This window comes from Microbulbifer sediminum (genome assembly GCF_021729035.1).
Lineage (GTDB): Bacteria > Pseudomonadota > Gammaproteobacteria > Pseudomonadales > Cellvibrionaceae > Microbulbifer > Microbulbifer sediminum.
Map to the genome: position 1 here is coordinate 19,534 of NZ_JAJSAP010000012.1, position 19,648 is coordinate 39,181.

The following is a 19,648-nucleotide window of genomic DNA, read 5'->3' on the forward strand; positions in this document are numbered from 1 at the left end:
GGACAGGAAGCCCCGCTGGTGACAGCGGGGCTTTTTTGTATGCCCTTCACGCGGAAGGCAGGATGTTGTCCGCAGTTTTTGGTTGAATTCCCGGACAACAATGGAAACTGCTTCCGCCTTCCCGGGGGAAAGGTAATGATTGTGCGCAATGTATGTGCTTGATGAGGCGTCCCCCACAATGAAATTCATGCTGTTGATGATCCCGGACGGTTACCGGCAGGCGGAGCCTGGCACGCTGCCGGATTGTGACCGGGTAGCTGCAATGATGGAGTACAACCGCCAAATGGAGGAGGCGGGCGTCCTGCTGTCCCTAGAGGGGTTGCACCCGCCATCAATGGGTGCGCGGGTAACTTTTGCCAGCGGTGAACCGGTGGTGATGGAAGGAAGCCGGCTCGACGCGACGGAATCGCTTGGCGGGTTCTGGTTAATTGAAGTGGACTCTAAAAACGAAGCAATAGACTGGGCCCGGCGCTGTCCAGCCACCTCTGGTGAGACGATCGAAGTGCGCCAGGTCCAGGAGATGGTGGCTTTTCCGGAGGAGATTCGCGAGCTGGTTGATCCAGAAGCCGGGTAATGCGGAGCCTGGTTGTCAGGCATGCGCTATAACTGTGGTTCGACCAGGCTATTGGGGTTTCCCGATGGAAGAGCCCGAGGACCGGAATCGGCTGGTCCACCAGGAGCTGCCAGCCGAGCACGATGATCCGCTCATCCGCGCGCTGCATGTGGTAATCCGCAGCTCTGTGCGATTGCTCGCAGTGCTGATGTCACTGGTTATCCTGTGGTCTGTAGCGGACGTGATTTATGTCCTCTACGAGCGCCTGGGTACGGAGCCAGTCTGGCTGCTGAACTACCGGGACCTGTTCGATGTGTTTGGTACCGTCATGCTGGTCCTGATCGCGATTGAGATCTTTATCAATATCCGCCTGTACCTGGGCTCCAATGTCATTCCCATCCAGCTGGTGCTGGCAACAGCATTGATGGCCATTGCCCGTAAAGTGATCGTGCTGGATCTCGCCGATGTCGGCCCCGAGCAGATCGTGGCGATTGCCGCTGCGATAGGGGCGCTGGGTGTGACCTACTGGCTGGTGACGAGAAAAAACTGAAACCGACCAGCACAAACAAAAAAGCCCGGCAATTGCCGGGCTTTTATTTCTGGGGATCTGCCGGTATTAATTGCGGCTGTCGCTGCTGGCGTCACGAATTGCGCGGAACTCGTTGCCCTCATACCAGTTCGGCCAGGTGCGGCTGTTCGCCAGGTCCAGGCCCAGCTCAAGCCCGAGTTGCAGGTCCATAGCGGCGCCTTTCAGGTTCCACTCGGGATCATACTCGTCGCCAGGCTTGTGGTAGGCTTGGGCGGTATATTCCTCGCCTTTTTCCTGCGCCCACTCGCGACCGTGCTGGAAGCTGTCGGTACCTGAATCAAAGTACAGCATCGGCACACCCTTTTTGGCCAGGCTGAAATGGTCAGAGCGGTAGAAGTAACCCCGCTCCGGGTGGCCCTCCGGTGCCAGGTAGCGGCCCTGTTGTTTGGCGGCTTCCTCCAGTTGCTCCTCCAGCTCGCTGTTGCCGTATCCCACGACAACCACGTCGCGCATCGGCCCGAGTACCCCCATGGCATCGAAGTTGATACCCGCCACGGTCTTCTCGAGCGGTACAACCGGGTTGGCGGCATAGTATTTGGAGCCCAGCAGGCCGGACTCCTCAGCAGTGACCGCGACGAACAGAATGGAGCGTTCCGGCTGCGCCTGCTGTTCGGAGAGCTGTTGTGCCATCGCCAGCAGGCCGGCGGTACCGGTGGCGTTGTCGACGGCTCCGTTGAAGATATGGTCCTCGCCGGCGGCATTTTTGTTTACGCCCAGATGGTCCCAGTGCGCGGTGTAGATCACGGCTTCGTCCGGGTACTTGCTGCCCGGCAGTCGCGCTACCACATTACGGGAGTCCGAGGTGCGCAGCTCGTTTTCCAGCCGGACACTGGCAGAGAGGCCCAGTGACTTGGGTTTGAAGCCCCGGGTCTTGGCCGCTTCCATTTCCCGGGCAAGGTCCAGGCCCGCAGCCTGGAAGACTTCCTGCGCGGCATCACCGGTCATCCAGGCTTCCACTGCCACGCGGTCGCGGTTCTTGTCCTCTGCAGCCAGGCTGATCTGGGCACCGGACCAGCTACCGCTGACGACTTCCCAGGGATACCCGGCGGCACCGGTCTCATGAATGATGATGGCACCGTCGGCACCCTGGCGGGCTGCTTCCTCAAACTTGTAGCTCCAGCGGCCGTAGTAGGTCATGGCATTGCCATTGAACAGGGCCTTGTCCTGGGTGGCATAGCCGGGATCATTGACCAGGATTACTGCCGTCTTACCGCTCATGTCGAGCCCGGCATAGTCATTCCAGTCATTCTCCGGCGCGACAATGCCGTAACCGACGAACACCAGCTCGCTGTTCTCCAGCGCGGAGCTGTCAGTCTGGCGTTGGGTAAAGGCGACCATGTCGGAGAGGGGTTGCAGTGACTTGCTGAAATCGCCTCCCGCTATTTCCAGAGGGGTGGATTCAATCTGCATCTCCACTACCGGCACCTGCTGGAACCAGCTGGGCTCACCCTGTGCATCCACTGTGCCCGGCTCCATGCCTGCTGCCCGGAACTGCTCGGCAAGGTAGTCGACGGTCAGGCTTTCACCCTCGGTCGCCGGTGCGCGCCCCTGGAATTTGTCAGAGGCCAGGACAGCCACATGTTTGTGCAGGTCCGCGGCAATGGCATTCACTTGTGCCTGTGCGTCTTTGTCCAGTGGCGGTTGAGCGGCCGCGCTATGCTCCGCCTGCGCCCGGTCTTCTGCTGGTTGTGCCGTGCCCTGTGTGGTGTCCTTGCCGCAGCCGGCAAGCGCGCCGCTGACGGCCACAGCGAGGCCCAGCCGACGCCAGAGAGTGGTTATCTGCATGGAATTCATCCTGTGAGAGTTATTCTGGACCAGTTAAGTTAGCAAAAAGCGCGCCTCGCACCGAGAGATTCTGTGCTGAAAAAGGGGAAGTGCGCAGTAAATAGTGCTGGCTGGGTGCGGGGTCGGTGGGTGGGATTGTGGCTGCGCCCGGAAGCCGGGCGGTCGCGAGCCGGTCCTGTTCCCACCGGCACCGGCTTTGCCGGGCCGGTGGGAGAGGTGGCCGGAGAAGCCGGGACTAGTCCTTGCGGAGGTTCTTGAGTGTTTCCCGGATCGGGAACAGGATATCCCGTGCCAGCTGCTGGGAGCGGGCCGGTGACCAGCCCTCGACCGGGTCGGGCAGGTTGTCGTTATCCTTGAACGGCATCTCCAGGGTCAGGGCCAGCGTGCGGAACTGGTGGCCGCACCAGTTGGTGCCGACGGTCATGTTGGCCTTGCCGGGTTTGTCCAGGTCGTAGCCGCGCTCGGTCTGGAAATCGGGGCTCGCGGCCACAAATGCGCGTTTGAATGTCTCTTCCAGCTGTGCATGCCGCTCATCGTAGCCCGGGATGCCCTCGCAGGCGGCGACGAAGTTGAATGGCAGGGCCTCGTCGCCGTGGATGTCGAGGAAGATATCGCCGCCCACTTCCAGCATTTTCTGCCGCACCAGGAATACCTCGGGACTGCGCTCCATGCTGGGGTCCTGCCACTCGCGATTCAGGTTGGCTCCAGCCGCGTTGGTGCGCAGGTGACCGCGTACGCTGCCGTCCGGGTTCATATTGGGCACGACATGGAAAACCGTATCCTCGAGCAATGTGCGCGCTGACGGGTTCGCATCGTCCAGCAGCGCTTCCAGGAAGCCTTCAACAAACCATTCGGCCATGGTCTCTCCTGGATGCTGGCGCGCGATCATCCAGACCCGGTGCTTCGCGTTTTCTACGTCGCCGATGGTCAGCAGGGACATGTCGCGGCCGTCCAGGGTCTGTCCCTGGGTTTCCAGCGTCACTTCGTCGTGGCACTGGGCCCAGGCCAGCAGGTCCAGGTGACGGTCCCAGGTGAAGGGGGCAAAATACGCCAGGTAGATCGCCGGTCGTTCCAGCTCGACGGTAAAGTCGAGGGTGTTGCCGTCGTACTCTGCGGGGATGCGGAACCAGTCCTGCCGGTCATAGGAAGCGCACACGCGGTAGTTCTCCCAGCCCTCCGGGTAGGCGGCCTTGCCAGCATTAGTGATGCGGAACGGCAGTGACTCGCCTACCTTGCCTTCCAGGCGAAAGTGGAACCACTGGTAGAAATCGGAGTTGTTGTCGCGACGGATGGCCAGTTCAACCGGTCGGCTGTCGCTGTTGATGACTTCGATGTTGCCGCTGTCAAAAGCGCTACTGATATGCATGAAAATTGAGCTCCAGTCCTGATATGCGCGGCAAGGATAACAGGGCGTGAGGCTATTTTTTACCGAAAGGGGCGGGGCGGGGCCTTGTGTGGGGCCTCGGCTGGGGAGCGGGCGCGCAAAATAAAAGGGCGCGGTCCCTTCTGGAGACCGCGCCCCTGCCTTCCCTGGCGGCACCTGAGCGACTACTGCTCCCTGAAATTCCCGGCGACGCTCGGGACGACCGCTGACTGTCCCGACCTGGTCACTAGTGCATGATCCCGCACATCAGAAATTCTGTACTGCTCCCTTACATTCCGCGTCAGGTGCTGTTTAAAGTTTAGGCAGGCGTAGCGCGCGTGTGGCCTCCCCTGCACAAATTGGCGGCATAATGGTTAACTTTTGACCACTCTGGTCAGTCATGGTTCAGTTCGGGATCTTTCCAGAATTTGGTCCCCTTGAGCGTGGCCTGCAGGGCGATACCGCTCTCGGTCAGCTGGTAGACGCGCATCCCGTCGACCACGACCTCGCGACTGACCGCGGCGCCCTTGTCCTGGGCCTTCGCAGCGGCGTCCGCATGACCGCCAAAAGACCAGCCGCTCTCGACAAAGCGCTCCATCACCGCGGGGGAGTCGAAGACAAACAGGGCCCGGAAGTCCTTGACCCCTAGGCCGAGACCAACCCCGAGTTCGCCCATCTTCATATAAGTGCGGTCGCGATTGCGATTGTCGACCGCCACCCCATAGCCGGTGGAGGCGCTGGCAAGCAGCAGGTTGACGTTAACGTTGCTGAAGACGGCGTAGCCCGGTGCGGCCGCCACGTCACCGCGGAGGTCCGGCTGTAGCCGGTAGAGCTCAGCCAGTACCTCTCGCTCGGTGCGATCGATGTGCTGCCGGCGGTCATCCCGGGTCTGGCCGGGCGCGGTGCAGGCAGAGGAGAGCAGGGTGCTGATAATCAGGGTGCCCAGGGCAAGTCGGCGGAACATGGGAGAGTCCTCGTTGTTATTGTCTTGGTTCATTTAAGCAGAGGGTGCTGCGGTGCTCGAGCGGTTAATGCCCGCTTTGCGACGTATCGCACACAGGTGGTAGAGTGCGCCACTTTCGGCCGCTGTACCGATTAGGTAAGCTATGTGGCCCACTTTCTGACTCTGATAAAACACCGAGAGAGAGACCATGAACAAAACTGCCAAGCGCGGTATTGCCGCCAGCTGCCTGCTGGTAATGATGATGAACCTGACCGCCTGCGGTTACTTCCTGTACCCCGAGCGCAAGGGCCAGACCGGTGGTCGCGTCGACCCCACGGTCGTTATCCTGGACGGCGCAGCGCTCCTGTTCGGTATCCTCCCGGGCGTGGTGGCCTTCGCCGTGGACTTTGCCACCGGTGCTATCTACCTGCCCGCTGGCAGTAGCTCTGCGGTAGATCGCCACGTGAGTGCAGCCGACGTCGAGGGTGCTGAAACAGTTGTCGACCAGCAGGGCCAGGTGTGGCTGAAAATGCCGGTTAACAAAGTATCCGCGGAAGCCGACAACCTGGAGCAACTGAGCGCCACCCTGTCTTCCGCAACCGGCGAGCAGGTGGCTGTGAAGGATATTGTCTGGGTAGAGGATCTCGCTGCACTGCGGGCCGCCCGGGCCGAGCGCACCGCGGCGCTCTGATTCCTTGGGGCGTTCTGGCCCCGCTTTCCCCGGTGGCGCCGCTGTGGCCCACCGGGGCGTCAACGACAAGAGTAACAGCGGGCATCAGCAGCCCGGTCGCTATTCGCTCCGGTGCTTGCCGCCGGTATGCCCGTGGGGCCGGCCAGCTGCTTATACCGCTTATGTATACCCCTGATATTGTTTAAGTGGGGTGAATCCTCTCCCTGCACCAGGCTGGCTCCCAGCAACTTCGCGCCCGCACCACTACCTGAAAACAAGCTTCACTGCCGGGGAATCCGGGGAGAGCGGGTATATGCCCGTGAGTCGCGATCAGAGCGCAGGCCTGCAATCGCTGTTGCCGAGTCGCCTGCGGCGTGACTGCGGGGCGAGCCATGCTGTGGCGTCGACACGGCTGCGCTGGCGCCACTCCGGGCACGACCGGGCCGTCAGCCCGAGAAGTCGGTCGATGCCGTTCAGGCTGGCTCTGGCTCTACCAGAATCGCCTTGCGCCAGGCCTTCGGTGAGGTGCCCGTCCAGCGCCGGAATGCCTTGCCAAATGCGCTCTCGTCGCAGTAGCCCAGGGCTGCGGCGATTTCCGAGTTGTTGCGTTTGCCCGCGGTAAGCCATTGGCGCGCATAGTGGCAGCGCACCTCGTCCTGGATGGCCCTGAAGCTGGCGTTTTCCGTCGTGAGCTTGCGTCCCAGGTGGCGGGGGCTCATGCACAGCCGGCTCGCAACCTGTTCCCGCGTGAGTTGCGGTTCCTGCTGCAACAGGTGGGCTACCCGCAGTTGCAGGCTCTTGTCATTCAGTGATTTCAGCAGCGCATCGGCCTCGGGTTTGAGGCGCTTCATTACCTGATGGTCCGCAGCCACCAGCCGGGTGCCGAGGTCCTCCGGCCGCAACCGGATGGCCGAAACCGGGGCGCCGAAGTGCACGGCGGTCTGCAGGGCTTGCTGGTACTGGTGCTGGGTTGTCAGTGATGGGGCGGGATAGGCCAGTTGCAGGCTGTGCGCGCGGAGCTGTCCCCCGGTCATCTCGCGGATCTGGGTGAGGCAGGCGGCCAGTACCGTTTCAACCCGCAGCTGTGCGCAGCAGACGTAGTTGGGCAGGTAGCACAGGTCCACATGCTGGGCGCCACGGCGCAACTCAAACTGGCCACCCTCACCGACCAGCGGGTGATACTGCAGTAGCTGGTCAATTGCCTGGCCCAGGTTTTCCTGGGTCATCAACAGATAGCCCACCAGGCCCAATTGGCTGGCCTGGATGGCCTGCCCGAGACGGATGCCCAGCAGCGGGTCCGAATGGCTGTCTGCGAGGCATTTCCACAATTGCTCCTGGCGTTCCATGGGAACACGATCATGCTGGTCAATATCGGCCAGAATGTTCCGTGCATCACATGGCAGGGATTTGCCCATACCGTTCAGGGCCGATGCCAGTGCGCGGGAATAGTTTAAAGTGACACTTCTTGAATCTCTGCGTAACATCACGCCTGTCCGTAAATCACCAGTTATGGCCCGATTATGACGAACGCCTGAAGGGTTGTCACTGTATATTGCGGTGATGTGCCGGGGTCGATGCATGTTCCCCCGGCAACAATGGAACAGAGGTGACAATAACAATGAAACCCTACGCAGTGATTGGCGCCGGCCCGATGGGCCTGTGCTCAGTGCGCAACCTGCGCAAATACGGGATTCCCTGTATCGGATTCGAGATTCATTCCGATGTTGGCGGTCTCTGGGATATCGACAGTCCCACCAGCACCATGTACCAGTCCGCGCACCTGATCTCGTCGAAGAAAATGACCGAGTTCGCCGAGTTCCCGATGGGTGAGGGGGTGGCGGATTTTCCCCACCACAGCGAGCTGCGCCATTATTTTCGGGCCTATGCACGGGAGTTCGGCCTGTACGACTGCTATGAGTTCAATACCGAAGTGGTGCGCTGTGAGCGGGACGGTAACGATTGGCTGATCACCACGCGCTGTAAGGGCGAGGAGCAGACGCGCACTTTCGGGGGGCTGTTGATCGCCAATGGCACCCTGCATTACCCGAATATGCCGCAACTGCCCGGCGACTTTGATGGTGAGCTGATTCACTCCAGCGAGTACCGGGAGCCGGCAGTATTTGAGGGCAAGCGGGTGTTGCTGGTGGGCTGCGGCAACAGCGGCGCCGATATTGCCGTGGATGCGGCACACCGGGCGCGCAGCGTGGATATCAGCCTGCGCCGTGGCTACTATTTCCTGCCGAAGTTTATTGGCGGCAAGCCGACCGACGCGGTCGGCGGCAGGGTTCGCCTGCCACGCTTTATTCAGCAACGCATCAGCGCGGCCCTCAGCCGTTTGATGCTCGGGCGACCGAGCCAGTATGGCCTGCCCGAGCCCGACTACAAGATGTTCGAGTCCCATCCGGTCATTAATTCGCTGATACTGCATCACATCGGCCACGGCGATGTGCAGCCGCGGGGCGACATTTCTGCTATCAGCGGCAGCAGGGTCACTTTTGCCGATGGCCACACTGCCGACTACGACATGATCGTACTGGCTACCGGTTACAAACTGCATTATCCGTTCATTGATCGCGAGCATCTCAACTGGCAGGGGATGGCACCCAGTCTTTACCTGAATGCATTCCACCCTGAGTACGACAACCTGTTCGTGATGGGTATGGTGGAAGCAGCAGGTCTGGGCTGGGAGGGCCGCAATGAGCAGGCTGAGCTCGTCGCACTTTACATTCACCAGCTGGCGACCGGGGCTGAGTCCGCCGCGGCATTCCGAAGCGCCAAGCGAGAGCGGGCCACCGCCCGTGCAGATGGCGGAATGAATTACCTGAAGCTCGAGCGCATGGCTTATTACGTGCATAAGGATACGTATCTCAAGGCCTTGCGCGGGCATTGCCGCGATCTTCAGCGTGACCTGTCGGCGCCCGATTTGGCCGGCAACCAGGGGCGAGCGGAGGCAGTTTAGTGGACGGAACCGTGCGGGTGGCGGAGAGCTTCCAGATGTCGCCGGCTGCGTTATTGACGCTGAACGCCGTGCTGGCCTTCATGATGTTCGGGGTGTCGCTGGGACTGCGTCCGGCAGATTTTGTCGCCGTGTTGCGGCGCCCGGTGGCCCCGGCGACCGGGCTGGTCGCCCAATTCCTGCTGTTACCTGCTATTACCTCTCTGGCGACCTGGTGGTTTGAGGTGAGTCCAGGGCTGGCCCTGGGGATGATCCTGGTCTCCTGCTGTCCCGGGGGCACCTTTTCCAATGTGATGACCTGGATAGGGCGTGCCAGTGTGGCGACTTCGGTCAGTATGACCGCTGTCTCCAGCCTTGCAGCCGTCGTGATGACACCTCTCAACTTTGCCCTGTATGGTGGCCTGAACCCCCATACCCGCGGTCTCCTTGAGGAGATTGCCCTGCCGGCCGGAAGCATGGTGATGCTGGTGGTGCTGGTACTGGCGATGCCGATGCTGCTGGGCATGCTTGTGGGAGCCCGCTACCCGGGCTTTGCGACGCGCAGCGAGCGGTTTTTCCGCAGTGCATCGCTGCTGGTTTTCCTGCTCTTTGTACTGGTGTCTTTCAGCAAGCACTGGGACACCGCGATGCAGGTGGCGGGCGCGGTGCTGTTCCTGGTCGTGGCCCACAATGCGCTCGCATTCCTGCTGGGTAATCTCAGCGGTCGGGTCATGGGGCTGCCGGTTGCGGAGCGACGGGCAGTGACCATGGAGGTGGGAATCCAGAATTCCGGGCTGGCGCTGGCTGTGCTTTTCACCTTTTACCCCGGGGCCGGGGAGATGCTGGTCGTGGCCGGTTTCTGGGGCGTCTGGCACCTGGTCGCGGGGCTGGCCCTGGCGGGCTACTGGAATTTTTCCGGACGCGGTGTGAACTGGCTGCGCCCTTCAACCGAAGAGACAAGAAAAGCTTTATGACGCGCAAGAAAGTACTGGTAACAGGTGCATCGGGTTATATCGGCCAGCAGCTCGGCGAGCGGCTGGCGAAAGAGATGCCGGTAGTCGGTGTGGATGTTTATCCTCGTCCCGCAACTTTCCCCATTTTCAAGCTGGATATCTGTGACGCCGCCCTGGGCGAATTGATGCGTGCGGAATCTGTCACCCACGTTGTGCACCTGGCCTCAGTGATGGCAGCGGGCCGGGACCGGGCTGCGGAATACCGGATTGATGTGGAGGGCACTGAAAATGTGCTGCGCGCCTGCCTTTCCGCGGGTGTTGAACATGTGACCGTGACCAGCAGCGGGGCAGCGTACGGTTACCATGCCGATAACCCTGACTGGCTGGAGGAGCATCATCCGCTGCGTGGCAATCCGGAGTTTGGTTACTCCGACAATAAACGGCTCGTGGAGGAAATGCTGGCAGCCTACCGTGAGCGGCATCCCAAGTTGAAACAGCTGGTTTTCCGTCCCTGTTCCGTCGTGGGTGCGACCACCAATAACAAAATTGCGGAGTTGTTCTCCGGCAGTGCGATTCTTGACCCCGGGGGCCACAATTCGCCCTTTGTGTTTGTCTGGGACCAGGATGTCGTCAGTGCCATCGAGTTTGGTGTCAACCGCAGCGCTGAGGGTGTTTTTAATCTTGCCGGTGATGGCGCGTTGACGCCGCGCGACATCGCCACACGCCTGGGCAAGCCGTTGCGCACTCCACCGGTATGGCTGGTCAAGATGCTGCTGGGGACCGGCTACACCCTGCATCTCACTGACAAGCAGCCTGAACAGGTCAAGTTCCTGCAGTACAGGCCTGTACTGTGCAATCGTCGCCTGAAGGAGGAGCTCGGGTTTATCCCGCAGAAGACCTCGGCCGAGGCCTTCGACTTCTTCGCCCGTGAGGCGCTCAAGGTCCAGCCGGTACAGGAACCCCAGGAGAATCCCGCATGAGCGACGCCGGTGTGGAAAAGGTAGTTGTTGTTACCGGTGCTGCCGGGGGGCTGGGCTGGGCCATTGTGGAGGCACTGGCGGATACCTACCGGGCAGAATTCGCACTAATAGACCAGGATGGGCCCGCCCTTGAGGCCCGGGTGGCGATGCTCGCGGAGCGTGGCGTCCGGGCGCGCGCCTGGGTTGCGGATCTTTCCAGCGAAGAGGAGGTGGCGGGCGTTGCAGGGCGCCTGAGAGCAGCCTGCGAACGGGTCGATATCCTGGTCAATAACGCCGGTATCACTCACCGCAGCCTGGCCTGCCGGACCGAAAATGCGGTGATCCGGCGGGTGATGGCGGTGGACTACCATGCGCCGGTGGAGTTGGCGCAGGGGCTGCTGGGACAGCTGCGCCACGCGGGCGGTTGTGTCATCAATGTCAGTTCCATGGCCGGCTGGATGCCTGTTTTGGGTCGGGCGGGCTACTGTGCGGCGAAGAGCGCGTTGCACCAGTATTTCGAGACGTTCCGCGAGGAAGTGCGTGGTGAGGGAATCCATGTATTGATGGTCTACCCCAGCTTTATCGCCACCAATATTGACCGTAATGCATTGTCTGGTGATGGGGGCAGGGCGCAGCACAAGCAAAGTACAATCGGCGCCGTGAGAAGTGCCGAGTGGATGGCCGCCAAGATCGTCGCTGCGTACCGGAAAGGCCAGGAAAGGCTATTCCCCCATGACATGACATTACTGGGAGCCTATCTCTACCGGTTGGCGCCCAGGCTGTTTATGAGGCAGATGGTGAAAAACTTCCGTGCAGAGCTCGAGGCAGGTAAATCGATCGCGTCCGGGGCCCCCTGACTGCGGTAGGCCCCGGGCGGCGTGGGGTCAGATAGCCCAGGTCAGGTAGACAGGCGTTGTGTCACCACCCTGTGCGACCTCGATCTCAGTGCCCTGGGTACGATTACCATTGCGGGCTTCAACGGTGTAAGTTCCCGCCGGCAAGTCTACCAGCAGTAGTGGCCCCTCGGTTTGGGTATCGAGTACTGTGTGGCCACTGGTATCCCGGATTTCCACCTGGGCGTCGCCCAGGTAGTGCCCGGAGTTGGCACTCAGGTGGATGCGGGTGTCGAAATCCCCGTCCGGAGATGAGGCGAGGGCGTCCAGTGCCTGGCGTTCCTGCTTGCCAACGCCACCGGAAACGTATCTTACCTGGTCCGTGTCGCGGACTTCCGGTTCCATGGCGGCTGCCTGGAGAGAGACGGTTGCCAAACCGGCCAGCACTGGAGTCACAAATCGGCTGCAATGCATAGATTACCTCCGTCTATTGGCCTGTGAAATTTTCAACGCACTCAGGTGCGGGTGCGACAGTGTTCTGTCGTAGGGCTGCAAAGGTGGCGAGGCCGCTGAGCGGATATCCATCACCTTGCCCCGGTTCCCCAATGATTGCTTCTGCAGGTATTACAGAGATTGTCTTGGGGCTACTGAGTTGTTGACAGCAAATTGCCGCGCCGCGTAGTGCCGCTGCGGGCACCGTGGACTGATGGACAGCCACGGGATTGCCGCCTTCAGGGCTCTACCTGAGGTGGGCCCGCCCATTTTCAAGGGCCGATTGGCAAAAAATTTTCATGACAAGAATGATTGCTTGCCGGGCTAGTCGAACACCATCGGCACGACGCTGGCCGCCAGCAGCAGCCCCATGGTGATATTGAAGCGGCGCAGGTGATCGCTGTTCGAGAGCAGGCGCTGCATGCCGACACCAAACAGCAGCCAGATGATAATACAGGGCCCACCAATAAGGATGAATGCCAGTGCGACCCTGCCGGCGGCGAGCCAGGCCTCGCCACCGGGGATGGAAAAAGCAGCCAACGCACCCACTGCCATTACCCATCCTTTGGGATTGACCCACTGGAAGGCAGCTGCCTGCAGGAAAGTGAAGGGTGGTCGGCGGTCGGCACTGGTCACCTCGCGGGTGCTGGCGATGGCCCAGGCCAGGTACAGCAGGTAGGTGATCCCTGCCCAGCGTACCAGTTGGTGCAAGAGTGGAAACTCCGTGAACAGGGTGCCAAGACCGAGCCCGATCGCCATGATCATGGCGGGGAAGCCCAGGCAGATTCCCAGGAAATGGGGCAGGGAGCGGGCCACGCCGTGGTTCAGCCCGGAGGTCATGATCATCAGGTTGTTGGGGCCCGGTGTGATGCTGGTGGAAAACACAAACAGGGCCAGTGGCAACAGGGCTTCTATCAACGGGAGTCTCCAGCGTAAGCAGTAGGCGGTATTGTTGGCTTGAGCGGGTGCATTGTAACCAGAGAAGGCCCGTCGGTCTGCCTGGCAACGTCGGGGTGTGGTCCCGTGTTAAAATGACTTGGTAACCGAATGGATTAACAGGCGCACTGTGGAACTGATCGACAGCCATTGCCATTTTGATTTCGACGCGTTTGCCGGTGATCGCGATACTGTCTGGCAGCGCTGCCGTGACCTGGGCCTGAAAGGCCTGGTCATACCCGGTGTCAGTATCTCCCAGTGGCAAACACTGTTCGAACTCCTGCGGTTGCGGCCGGACTGGTATGGGGCGGTAGGTGTCCATCCCTGGTGGGTGGAGGCGTTTTTGGCCGGCCCGGGCGGCCAGGATAAGCAGCTGTTGTTGGAGGACCTGCGGGAGCAGCTATCGTCGTGGGGCCGCCGGGAGCGCTGTGTGGCGGTCGGTGAGTGTGGGCTTGATCGGGGTGTCGAAACACCGCTGGAACATCAGTGCGATATCTTTCGGGTGCATCTCGCTACAGCCTGTGAACTGGAGCTACCGCTTATCATCCATGTGCACCGCTACCACGCGGAGGTGCTCAGCCTGTTAAAAGAGTACCGCCCGGCCAGGGGAGGGGTGATCCATGCGTTCAGTGGCAGTGAGGAAATCGCACGGGAATACTGGCAGCTGGGCTTTTACCTGGGCATCGGCGGTACCATCACCTACTCCCGCGCGTTAAAGACGCGCAGAGCGGTAGCGGCAATGCCGCTGGAGAGCCTGGTGCTGGAAAGCGATGCGCCGGATATGCCGCTGTCCGGTCGCCAGGGGCAGCGCAACAGCCCGGAGAACCTGCCGGATATCGCCGTCGCACTGGCGGCCCTGCGCGGGATTCCCGTGGAGGAGGTGGCGGTGCAGACATTTCGCAATACAGAGCTTTTATTCGCCTTATGACCCGCTCCTCCTTTTCGCCTGAGGCGTTCCGCAGTCGCTTCCCGCTGTTTGCACAGCCGGAGAATCGCGACCTGGTGTATCTCGATAATGCCGCGACCACCCAGAAGCCAGCCGTAGTGATCGATGCGCTGGCAGAGTTTTACCTGCACAGCAATGCCAATACCCACCGCTCGAGCCACCGGTTGGCGCGCCGGGCGACAGCGATGGTGGAGCGGGTGCGGGCGCAGGCGGCCGGATTTCTCAATGCGGCATCGCCGCGGGAAGTGGTCTTCTGCCGTGGTGCCACCGAGGCGCTCAACCTGCTGGCCTTCAGCCTGTGCGAGGAGCTGGAGCGGGGCGATGAGATCGTACTCTCGACGATCGAGCATCACGCCAACATCGTGCCCTGGCAGATGGCTGCCGCGCGCCGCGGGCTGAACCTGCGCTATATACCCCATACCGCCGGAGTGCCCCAGTTTGACCGCCTGGGCGAGGTACTGGGACCGCGCACCCGTATTGTTTCCCTGAGTGGCGGCTCCAACGCTTTAGGCTTGCGACCGGACCTGGCCGGGATTCGCCGGCAGCTGCGGGGCTACAACCTGCGTTGGGTGGTCGATGCTGCCCAGCTGGCGGCGCATGAGCCGATCGACGTGCAGGCGATCGGGTGCGACTTCCTGGTGTGTTCCGCACACAAGTTTTATGGGCCCACTGGCATCGGGCTTCTGTACGGCCGGGAGGCGTGCCTTGCGGGCATGGTGCCCTGGCAGGGCGGTGGCGAAATGATCGCCGAGGTAGGCCTGTACCAGAGCCAGTACGCAGGGCTGCCACACCGTTTTGAAGCGGGGACTTCCTCCCTCGCTGGCATTGCTGCCCTGGGGGCCACTCTGGAGTTTCTTCGCGAGCAGGATCGCACGGCCATGGCGGCCCACGAGCAGGGGCTGCTGGCGCGGCTACACGAGGGAATCGCAGCACTGCCTGGATTGCGTCTGCTGAGCCAGCCCCAGCACAACCTCGGGGTGGCCGCATTTGCACCGGAGGCCGGGGACGCCAGCGACCTGATGCACTGGCTGGATGGGCGCGATATCGCGGTGCGTGTCGGTAGCCACTGCGCGCAGCCGTTGCTGCGCGCTGCCGGCAGCGGGCCCACAGTGCGCGCCTCGTTGGCCGCATACAATAGTTATGCGGACGTTGAGGCGCTGTTGGTGGCCGTCGCCGACTACCTGCAACTGGACCAATCCCTGGCCAGTGCGGCAGGTGGTACTTGCCATTGGTCCCGGGATTCCCTGGGCGCGCTGCAACTCGAGAGGCTCGCGGCTCAGCGCTCGTGGCAGGACCGGTACCGCGAACTGTTGCGCTGGGGCAAGTCGATTTCGGCCAAGCCGGAGATTCGCCTTCCGGCAAACCTGGTGCGTGGGTGTGAAGCGGACGCCTGGCTGGTGCACCGCGAAGAGGGTGGCCGGCACTACTTTGCCTTCGACAGCGACAGTCGTGTGGTAAAGGGACTGGCCGCACTGCTGTTGTCACAGGTGGACGGTCGTGAGGCCGGGGAGATTCGCACGCGCGACCTGGCCGGGTTGTTCAGGGAACTCGGCCTGGCCCGGCACCTGAGCGAGTCCCGCAGCAACGGCTTTCATGCGCTACTGCAGCAGATCCAGGCCCTGGTCAGCGACTGAGCTTTTTCTGCAGCAGGCGCTCGATGGCCCGGGAAGCGGCCACGAAACCAAAGGTGCCGGTAACCATGGTGGCGGCGCCGAAGCCTCCGCTGCAATCGAGCTTCACTCCATCCTGCATGGCACTTTTACGGGCACACACCTGGCCATCGGGTTGCGGATAGACCATCTGCTCCGGGGAGTAGATGGCATCCACCCCGAATACCCGCTTACGTGATTTCTGGAAGTTGTGGAATCGATACAGGTGTTGGCGCACCTTGGCCAGCATCGGATCGTTGAGTGTGCGCCCCAGGTCGTTCCACTCGATACGGCGCGGGTCGAGTTTGCCGCCGGCCGAGCCAACCGTGACCAGTCGCAGTTTGCGCGCCTTGCAGTAAGCAATGAGGGCCGCTTTCACGCGAGCGGAGTCGATCGCGTCGATCACCACATCGATTGGTCTGGATTCCGGGTCGATCAGGTCAGCAAGGTTGTCCTGTGCCAGAAAGTCCTCTTCCTCAAACACGCGGATCTCCGGGTTGATCTGGCGTAATCGCCCTGCGAGCACGGCGACTTTCTGCTGGCCGATGGTGTCCTGCAGCGCATGGCTCTGGCGGTTGGTATTGGTGATGCACACATCATCCAGGTCGATCAGAGTAATCGTGCCCACCCCCGAGCGGGCCAGCGCCTCCGCAGTCCAGCTGCCCACGCCGCCGATGCCGATCACTACACAGTGGGCACTGTGCAGTACCGGTAATGCCGCTTCGCCATAAAGTCTCGCGATCCCGCCAAATCTCTGCAGGTATTGCTCACTCAGCTTCATTCGTCGATTGTTTCCAGAAATCGGGTTTGCTCTGCTTCGCCTGGCAGCCGGCACGTTGCGCGCCGCCCGAACAGGCGATAGCGGTTGCGCGCGATGATATCGTATACCGCATCGCGGATCACAGGCGGGATTGCCCGGAGCAGGCGGAGGTGTCGGGCCGCTCCCGGTAATCCTCCCAGCACCCGCAGGGCAGCCTCGCTCTTGAAGTAGGGCTGGTGACTGCCGCTTTCCCGCTCCAGGTAGACCACACTTTCATATTCATCCAGGGGCAGGCCCAGGTCGGCCAGCAGCTGCTGACCTGCCGGGGATTGCGCGCGGCAGAATGTAAAGACCGCTGATTGGTCCCGCTGCAGCACAAAGCGAACCCAGCCATTGCACAGGTTACACAGGCTGTCGAACAGGATGATTCGATCGGGCAGTGCGGCCGTCATGGGCTTTCTGGGCAATCTGTCGTCTTTGCGTCAGCTGGCAATGGTAGTCGGGAGGAGGGTGAAAAACGAAGGGGGAGAGTGGCGGCTCCGGAGGAGCCGCCGGGAAAAGATCAGTGCACGTGGCCGTGGTCAACCTCTTCCGGAGTGGCTTCACGCACGGAAACCACTTCAACCTCGAAGTGCAGTTCCACACCTGCCAGCGGATGGTTGCCATTGATGGTGACGTTGTCACCCTCGATATCAATGATTTCCACCTCAATCGGCTGGCCCTCGGTGCTCTGGGCGCGGAACGCCATACCGACTTCCAGCTTGTCGACACCACCGAAGGCGGTGCGCGGCAGGGTCTGGATCAGTTCCGGGTTCTGCGGGCCGTAGGCCTCTTCGGGCGGGATCACGGCAGTAAATTTGTCGCCGGCAGCCTTGTCCAGCATCTCTTTTTCCAGTCCGGGGATAATGTTGCCCACGCCCTGCAGGAACTTGAGCGGCTCGCGGCCCTCGGAGGAGTCGATCACGGTACCGTCCGCGTCTTTCAGGGTGTAGTGCATCTCCACTACGGAGTGGTTGGCAATCTTCATGAAAAGTCTCTGAGAAAGGTGGGTGAATGAAGTAGCGCTTACCGCATGCGGAAGCCATGCAAAGGAGAGATAAGGCTTTGAAGCGCGTATTGTATTGACCGCCCGGGCCGGTCGCAACCATAGTCTGCCCGGGCGGCGTCACGGGGATGTCAGCAGGCGAGCGACAGACCTGCGTCGCAGTGGTCATACAGGCCTTCGGTGGTCTCCACGAGGTCGCTGCTGGTGGACTGCGGAATGCCAAGTTCCACCAGGCGCGGTTGCAGGTATTCCAGCAGTGCTTCGAAGAGGGGACCGTTGAGGCCCCTGGCGAGGAACCGGGCTCGGCTGGAGCGGACAGGTTCCGGGCTGTCGGCGAGGGCATTACTGATGAACCGGACCTGGCGAGCCTGCTGCTTGCGGTGGTCACAGGCCTCATAGGTTGAGAGGTGGCGACCGAGCGCCTGGTAAAATTCGGTGATAATGCGGTTGATAACACTGGTGCCGCCAATCTGGTCAAGCAGATTGCTCATTGGATCCCCCGGTTTTGAAGTCTTTGAGAGGCTGTTTTTGGTCGTCCCGCAGGCGTCTGTGGCCGGCATCCGTCCCCATTGGGATGCCTGTGTCCGGCGGGATCAATTTATGCCGCGAGAGTACGCGAATGGCAGGAGGCTGCCAACGAACTCCGCGGAGATTGTCATCTTGTTCTTCAGGTTCTCGGGCCTGGGCCGGCCGGGCAAGGTTGTCCAACGAGGCATGCGCCGAACTGGCAAGTCCGCACCAGCTTTGGCCCAGGGGTTTTGCCGGCTTCTTACAAAGGAGGCTGCGGAATCCGGCCAGGCTGATAGACTGTGTAGTCTGACTGACAGCGCGTCCCTATTCGCAACCACTGCTAGCGGGGGACAGTATTTCCAGTAACAACGAAGGGGAGTTTCATGGCGAGTATTTTTACCCAGATCATCAATGGTGAATTGCCCGGGCACTTTATCTGGCGCGATGACCGGGCGGTGGCGATCATGACGATCAGCCCGATCAAGCCCGGGCATTGCCTGGTGATCCCTATCGAGGAAGTCAATCACTGGGATGACGTGCCGGAGGACCTCTCGGCGCACCTGATGCATGTGGCCCAGAGGGTGGCCAAGGGAATCAAAGAGGTTTATCAGCCGCGGCGGGTAGGGGTGATGGTGGCCGGACTCGAGGTCCCGCACACCCACATCCACCTGGTGCCAGTGGATGCCCTGGACGATTTTGACTTCTCCAAGCAGCGGCCCGCGGAGGCCGATGTCCTGGCCGCTGAGGCTGAGAAGGTGCGCGGCGCACTGGTACAACTGGGTTTCTCCGAAGCCAGTGTTGACTCTTGAGTCAGCAGTTGTGCCAAAAAAACGTTCATCCACTGCATCCGCGGGCCGGGTGGAATGCGTCATAGTGGCTAACAGGGTAAAACTGATTATTTGAGAGGATCGAATGGCCGCAAAATCTTTCCTGAATCGTCCGCTGGCGGGCCTGGCAGTGATTCTGCTGTTCGCAGTTTCTGCAATGTCACGAGCTGACGATGTGAGCAGGCAGTTCCCGGTCGAGGGGTTCACACGTATTGAACTCAAGGGCGATTCCCGGCTGGAAGTGGTGCAGGGAGAGGTGTTCGAAGTGATCGCCTCGGGCCCGAAAGAGATCGTGGACCTGGCGGTTGCGGAAGTGCGGGGCGACACCCTGGAACTGTCCGTCCGGGACAAGCACCGGCGCTTTTTTGGTGTCGTCACCGTGAGCGACAGTGAGGGCGTGGATTACCGCGTCGTGCTGCCGCGGCTCGAGTCCCTGGAAGTGACCGGGTCAGGGGATGCCAGGGCGGAATTGCTGGAGAGTGAAAGCCTCGATCTGGAAGTAACGGGCTCCGGCTCCCTGGCGGTGGACAAAGTTGCCGCGGAGTCCCTGCAGGCCGCTGTCACCGGGTCCGGGGACCTGTCGCTGGGTACTGTTCTCGCGGTCGAGGGCCGTGCATCGATCAAGGGTTCCGGTGACATCCGGCTGGACAGTGTCATTGGCGACTCTTTTGGCGCGGAGATTAAGGGCTCCGGCGATATGGTGGTGGGGGGCAAGGTCGCTTCGCTCTCTATCAGCATCATGGGGTCTGGTGACTTTCTCGGTCGCAACCTGCAATCTGATGATGCAGAGGGCACTGTCATGGGGTCGGGTGACATAGTGCTGCGCCGGCCTGCGAGGGAGTCCTTCTCGGTGATGGGGTCCGGGGATATCGCCCTGGTGGAGTGACCAGGGGAGGCCCC

At 61.3% G+C, this 19,648-nt stretch carries 21 protein-coding genes; 11 read left to right on the top strand and 10 right to left on the bottom strand.

All coding sequences use genetic code 11. From position 1 onward, the window contains the following. The first annotated feature begins 178 nt into the window (after positions 1–178). The gene (locus LVD11_RS16330) at positions 179–574 is read left to right on the top strand and encodes a YciI family protein (protein WP_237060707.1); all 396 of its coding nucleotides are present in this window, start codon (positions 179–181) and stop codon (positions 572–574) included. Positions 575–638: 64 nt separating this feature from the next. Beyond that, positions 639–1,103 carry a phosphate-starvation-inducible PsiE family protein gene (locus tag LVD11_RS16335; RefSeq protein ID WP_237060709.1) on the top strand — a complete coding sequence of 155 codons (465 nt, stop codon included), beginning with the start codon at positions 639–641 and terminating at the stop codon, positions 1,101–1,103. A gap of 66 nt (positions 1,104–1,169) precedes the next feature. Here LVD11_RS16335 and LVD11_RS16340 read toward each other — a convergent pair whose 3' ends face one another. From LVD11_RS16340 to LVD11_RS16350, 3 genes are all read right to left on the bottom strand, one after another. Continuing rightward, the gene (locus LVD11_RS16340; RefSeq protein ID WP_237060711.1) at positions 1,170–2,927 is read right to left on the bottom strand and encodes a M20/M25/M40 family metallo-hydrolase; all 1,758 of its coding nucleotides are present in this window, start codon (positions 2,925–2,927) and stop codon (positions 1,170–1,172) included. Positions 2,928–3,162: 235 nt separating this feature from the next. Further along, entirely contained in the window at positions 3,163–4,293 is a 1,131-nt protein-coding gene (locus tag LVD11_RS16345; protein ID WP_237060713.1) for a M14 family metallopeptidase, read from the bottom strand. A gap of 391 nt (positions 4,294–4,684) precedes the next feature. After that, positions 4,685–5,287 (bottom strand): lipid-binding SYLF domain-containing protein, encoded by a 603-nt coding sequence (locus tag LVD11_RS16350; protein ID WP_237060714.1) that lies wholly within the window; start codon positions 5,285–5,287, stop codon positions 4,685–4,687. A gap of 154 nt (positions 5,288–5,441) precedes the next feature. On the opposite strand from LVD11_RS16350, the gene LVD11_RS16355 reads away from it, so the two are divergent. Beyond that, the gene (locus LVD11_RS16355) at positions 5,442–5,924 is read left to right on the top strand and encodes a hypothetical protein (protein ID WP_237060715.1); all 483 of its coding nucleotides are present in this window, start codon (positions 5,442–5,444) and stop codon (positions 5,922–5,924) included. A gap of 452 nt (positions 5,925–6,376) precedes the next feature. Here the strand turns inward: LVD11_RS16355 and LVD11_RS16360 are convergent, their stop codons facing one another. Further along, entirely contained in the window at positions 6,377–7,387 is a 1,011-nt protein-coding gene (locus LVD11_RS16360; RefSeq protein WP_237060716.1) for an AraC family transcriptional regulator, read from the bottom strand. A gap of 134 nt (positions 7,388–7,521) precedes the next feature. Here LVD11_RS16360 and LVD11_RS16365 point away from each other — a divergent pair, with 134 nt between their 5' ends. Genes LVD11_RS16365 through LVD11_RS16380 form a run of 4 tightly spaced genes read left to right on the top strand, consistent with a single transcriptional unit; the run spans position 7,522 to position 11,607 of the window. After that, positions 7,522–8,862 carry a flavin-containing monooxygenase gene (locus tag LVD11_RS16365; protein WP_237060717.1) on the top strand — a complete coding sequence of 447 codons (1,341 nt, stop codon included), beginning with the start codon at positions 7,522–7,524 and terminating at the stop codon, positions 8,860–8,862. Then, the gene (locus LVD11_RS16370) at positions 8,862–9,812 is read left to right on the top strand and encodes a bile acid:sodium symporter family protein (RefSeq protein ID WP_237060718.1); all 951 of its coding nucleotides are present in this window, start codon (positions 8,862–8,864) and stop codon (positions 9,810–9,812) included. Before LVD11_RS16365 ends, LVD11_RS16370 begins: the two co-directional genes overlap by 1 nt. Further along, entirely contained in the window at positions 9,809–10,771 is a 963-nt protein-coding gene (locus tag LVD11_RS16375; protein WP_237060719.1) for an SDR family oxidoreductase, read from the top strand. The genes LVD11_RS16370 and LVD11_RS16375 overlap by 4 nt, the downstream gene beginning before the upstream one ends. Continuing rightward, on the top strand, positions 10,768–11,607 hold the full coding sequence (locus LVD11_RS16380) for an SDR family NAD(P)-dependent oxidoreductase (RefSeq protein ID WP_237060720.1): 840 nt from the start codon (positions 10,768–10,770) through the stop codon (positions 11,605–11,607). The genes LVD11_RS16375 and LVD11_RS16380 overlap by 4 nt, the downstream gene beginning before the upstream one ends. A gap of 27 nt (positions 11,608–11,634) precedes the next feature. Here the strand turns inward: LVD11_RS16380 and LVD11_RS16385 are convergent, their stop codons facing one another. Then, positions 11,635–11,988 carry a T9SS type A sorting domain-containing protein gene (locus tag LVD11_RS16385; RefSeq protein WP_237060721.1) on the bottom strand — a complete coding sequence of 118 codons (354 nt, stop codon included), beginning with the start codon at positions 11,986–11,988 and terminating at the stop codon, positions 11,635–11,637. A 411-nt stretch (positions 11,989–12,399) separates the two neighbouring features. Next, the gene (locus tag LVD11_RS16390; protein ID WP_237060722.1) at positions 12,400–12,993 is read right to left on the bottom strand and encodes a LysE family translocator; all 594 of its coding nucleotides are present in this window, start codon (positions 12,991–12,993) and stop codon (positions 12,400–12,402) included. A gap of 148 nt (positions 12,994–13,141) precedes the next feature. Between LVD11_RS16390 and LVD11_RS16395 the strand changes: the two genes are divergently transcribed. Together LVD11_RS16395 and LVD11_RS16400 are read left to right on the top strand one after the other, a co-directional pair. After that, positions 13,142–13,939, top strand: a complete 798-nt coding sequence (locus LVD11_RS16395; protein WP_237060724.1) for a TatD family hydrolase — start codon at positions 13,142–13,144, stop codon at positions 13,937–13,939. After that, positions 13,936–15,591 carry an aminotransferase class V-fold PLP-dependent enzyme gene (locus tag LVD11_RS16400; RefSeq protein ID WP_237060726.1) on the top strand — a complete coding sequence of 552 codons (1,656 nt, stop codon included), beginning with the start codon at positions 13,936–13,938 and terminating at the stop codon, positions 15,589–15,591. Before LVD11_RS16395 ends, LVD11_RS16400 begins: the two co-directional genes overlap by 4 nt. Here LVD11_RS16400 and tcdA read toward each other — a convergent pair. From tcdA to LVD11_RS16420, 4 genes are all read right to left on the bottom strand, one after another. After that, entirely contained in the window at positions 15,581–16,387 is an 807-nt protein-coding gene (gene tcdA / locus LVD11_RS16405; protein ID WP_237060728.1) for a tRNA cyclic N6-threonylcarbamoyladenosine(37) synthase TcdA, read from the bottom strand. The genes LVD11_RS16400 and tcdA overlap by 11 nt on opposite strands. Continuing rightward, positions 16,384–16,818 carry a thiol-disulfide oxidoreductase DCC family protein gene (locus tag LVD11_RS16410; RefSeq protein ID WP_237060730.1) on the bottom strand — a complete coding sequence of 145 codons (435 nt, stop codon included), beginning with the start codon at positions 16,816–16,818 and terminating at the stop codon, positions 16,384–16,386. Before LVD11_RS16410 ends, tcdA begins: the two co-directional genes overlap by 4 nt. 110 nt (positions 16,819–16,928) lie before the next feature. Continuing rightward, positions 16,929–17,393, bottom strand: coding sequence for an FKBP-type peptidyl-prolyl cis-trans isomerase (locus tag LVD11_RS16415; RefSeq protein ID WP_237060732.1), 465 nt, complete (start codon positions 17,391–17,393; stop codon positions 16,929–16,931). A 149-nt stretch (positions 17,394–17,542) separates the two neighbouring features. Beyond that, the gene (locus tag LVD11_RS16420; protein ID WP_237060735.1) at positions 17,543–17,902 is read right to left on the bottom strand and encodes a globin family protein; all 360 of its coding nucleotides are present in this window, start codon (positions 17,900–17,902) and stop codon (positions 17,543–17,545) included. Between the two features lie 402 nt (positions 17,903–18,304). Between LVD11_RS16420 and LVD11_RS16425 the strand changes: the two genes are divergently transcribed. Together LVD11_RS16425 and LVD11_RS16430 are read left to right on the top strand one after the other, a co-directional pair. After that, entirely contained in the window at positions 18,305–18,730 is a 426-nt protein-coding gene (locus LVD11_RS16425) for an HIT family protein (RefSeq protein ID WP_237060737.1), read from the top strand. A 103-nt stretch (positions 18,731–18,833) separates the two neighbouring features. Next, positions 18,834–19,634, top strand: coding sequence for a GIN domain-containing protein (locus LVD11_RS16430; RefSeq protein ID WP_237060740.1), 801 nt, complete (start codon positions 18,834–18,836; stop codon positions 19,632–19,634). The last annotated feature ends 14 nt before the right edge of the window (positions 19,635–19,648 follow it).

Coding starts and splice junctions, on each gene's coding strand:
- LVD11_RS16330 (WP_237060707.1), top strand. CDS start 179: ATGAAATTCATGCTGTTGATGATCCCGGACGGTTACCGGCAGGCGGAG.
- LVD11_RS16335 (WP_237060709.1), top strand. CDS start 639: ATGGAAGAGCCCGAGGACCGGAATCGGCTGGTCCACCAGGAGCTGCCA.
- LVD11_RS16340 (WP_237060711.1), bottom strand. CDS start 2,927: ATGCAGATAACCACTCTCTGGCGTCGGCTGGGCCTCGCTGTGGCCGTC.
- LVD11_RS16345 (WP_237060713.1), bottom strand. CDS start 4,293: ATGCATATCAGTAGCGCTTTTGACAGCGGCAACATCGAAGTCATCAAC.
- LVD11_RS16350 (WP_237060714.1), bottom strand. CDS start 5,287: ATGAACCAAGACAATAACAACGAGGACTCTCCCATGTTCCGCCGACTT.
- LVD11_RS16355 (WP_237060715.1), top strand. CDS start 5,442: ATGAACAAAACTGCCAAGCGCGGTATTGCCGCCAGCTGCCTGCTGGTA.
- LVD11_RS16360 (WP_237060716.1), bottom strand. CDS start 7,387: ATGTTACGCAGAGATTCAAGAAGTGTCACTTTAAACTATTCCCGCGCA.
- LVD11_RS16365 (WP_237060717.1), top strand. CDS start 7,522: ATGAAACCCTACGCAGTGATTGGCGCCGGCCCGATGGGCCTGTGCTCA.
- LVD11_RS16375 (WP_237060719.1), top strand. CDS start 9,809: ATGACGCGCAAGAAAGTACTGGTAACAGGTGCATCGGGTTATATCGGC.
- LVD11_RS16380 (WP_237060720.1), top strand. CDS start 10,768: ATGAGCGACGCCGGTGTGGAAAAGGTAGTTGTTGTTACCGGTGCTGCC.
- LVD11_RS16385 (WP_237060721.1), bottom strand. CDS start 11,988: ATGGAACCGGAAGTCCGCGACACGGACCAGGTAAGATACGTTTCCGGT.
- LVD11_RS16400 (WP_237060726.1), top strand. CDS start 13,936: ATGACCCGCTCCTCCTTTTCGCCTGAGGCGTTCCGCAGTCGCTTCCCG.
- tcdA (WP_237060728.1), bottom strand. CDS start 16,387: ATGAAGCTGAGTGAGCAATACCTGCAGAGATTTGGCGGGATCGCGAGA.
- LVD11_RS16410 (WP_237060730.1), bottom strand. CDS start 16,818: ATGACGGCCGCACTGCCCGATCGAATCATCCTGTTCGACAGCCTGTGT.
- LVD11_RS16415 (WP_237060732.1), bottom strand. CDS start 17,393: ATGAAGATTGCCAACCACTCCGTAGTGGAGATGCACTACACCCTGAAA.
- LVD11_RS16420 (WP_237060735.1), bottom strand. CDS start 17,902: ATGAGCAATCTGCTTGACCAGATTGGCGGCACCAGTGTTATCAACCGC.
- LVD11_RS16425 (WP_237060737.1), top strand. CDS start 18,305: ATGGCGAGTATTTTTACCCAGATCATCAATGGTGAATTGCCCGGGCAC.
- LVD11_RS16430 (WP_237060740.1), top strand. CDS start 18,834: ATGGCCGCAAAATCTTTCCTGAATCGTCCGCTGGCGGGCCTGGCAGTG.